Genomic DNA, 1,512 nt, shown 5'->3' with positions numbered 1-1,512 from the left:
CGGGCGATGTCAAGCTGACTGGAGTCACTTGGGTTAGTTTGTGGCGGTTTCGTCGGCGAGGTGATTGATCCCGACGAGGCTGGCTGGTGCGGGTGTTGTTGGTCGTTCACGGAATCGTTCCGGGTGTTGCTGGTGGTAGTGCTGCAGGGCGTGGTCACGGATGCCGTGGGCGCGCCGCCAGGAGCCATCGTGGACTTGCTGGGGCGTGAACAACGCAATGCCGGAGTGCCTGTGGGTCGCGTTGTACCAGGGCACATACTCGTCCAGATGGCCGCGAGCGTCCTCCAGAGTCTCGAATGTTCCGGGGTAATTGGGGCGGTATTTCATCGTGCGGAACTCGGACTCAGAGAACGGGTTGTCGTTGGAAACGTAAGGCCGGTTGTGGGTTTTAGTGACGTCGTGCTTCTCGAGGAGCTCGGCCAGAGCGCCCGACCGCATCGCGGGGCCGGAGTCCGCGTGAACGAAGCGTGGGGTGCCGTGCTGGCGGAACGCAGCCTGGAACATCTCCACGGCGAGGTGGTCGCTCTCGCGCTCCTCGACCCGCCAGCCGACGATCTTGCGGGAGTAGATATCGATGATTGAGTAAGCCTTGAACGCTTTGCCTCGCCAGGGAGAGCGCAGATCAGTGATGTCCCAACTCCAAACCTGGCCAGGCCCGGTCGCGATCAGCACCGGCTTCTCGCGCGGTGTTCGGGACCCGCGCCCCGTGGGCACCACGGGGCGGGCGCTCTGGTCTTCGATATCGGCTGCGATACGCCACCACGACCGGCGCGCGGCGAGCATCACACCTCGGTCCCAGGTGGACGCGAACGTGTGATCCACGGAGTGCCCGCCGGCCCAGCCGGCCGTGATCTTCTTGGCGATCACGGCCCGATCGACGGTGGGGATCCGAGACAGGTAAGCACGGTCTTTCTGCGCGACCGGCTCGAGCACCCGCGCCCGGGGATTTCGCCGGTACTGCCAGGTCGAGCGTGCGATGCCGGCGATTCCCAAGGCTTTGCGTTGAGAGCCCGTGGTGCGCGTCAGCTCCACCACGAACTGGTTCTCAAGCGTCAGGAATCGGACCGATCTGGGGTCTTCAGGGTGACTGCGGGCTCTTCCTCGCTCATCGCGTGCAAGAGCCCGATAGCTTTTCCCAGCGCCTTATTGGTGTCCTCCAACTCGCGAACACGCTTGCTCAGCTGAGCGACCTCAGCCTCGTGTGCCGCGTGCTCAGCAGCACGTGTCTTCTCTAGCGCCGTGCGCTTGCCCGGGGGAACAGTCATATGACTACCTTCTCGCGGAATCAGCCCGCGCTCGAGGTCACCCGCGTAAACCGCGTCGCACCAACGCCGAAACGTGCCCCTCGAGACCTTGCGCTCCGCGAGCCAGGGACCTTTCCGCCCGTGCGGCACCCCTTGGTACTCATGGACGAACTCGCGGATCTCCGCCGCGTTGAACCCCGGGCTGATCGACATTCCCTTGCCTCCTACTGCTTGTGAAGTGACTCACAAGCAGCTTGACGCAGAGGGT

The 1,512-nt window shown here is 64.0% G+C and carries 2 protein-coding genes; both read right to left on the bottom strand.

Translation table 11 applies throughout. The features are described 5' to 3' along the window. Positions 1–33 precede the first annotated feature (33 nt). Positions 34–1,035: a DDE-type integrase/transposase/recombinase gene (locus tag E3T28_RS12530; RefSeq protein WP_134431751.1), complete on the bottom strand. Its 1,002-nt coding sequence runs from the start codon at positions 1,033–1,035 to the stop codon at positions 34–36. A 17-nt stretch (positions 1,036–1,052) separates the two neighbouring features. Beyond that, positions 1,053–1,457, bottom strand: coding sequence for a hypothetical protein (locus tag E3T28_RS12525; RefSeq protein ID WP_134364140.1), 405 nt, complete (start codon positions 1,455–1,457; stop codon positions 1,053–1,055). Positions 1,458–1,512 lie beyond the last annotated feature (55 nt).

It is taken from the genome of Cryobacterium sinapicolor (genome assembly GCF_004403465.1).
Lineage (GTDB): Bacteria > Actinomycetota > Actinomycetes > Actinomycetales > Microbacteriaceae > Cryobacterium > Cryobacterium sinapicolor.
The sequence above is the reverse complement of the archived record's forward strand: the minus strand, read 5'-3'. Positions and strand labels throughout refer to the sequence as shown.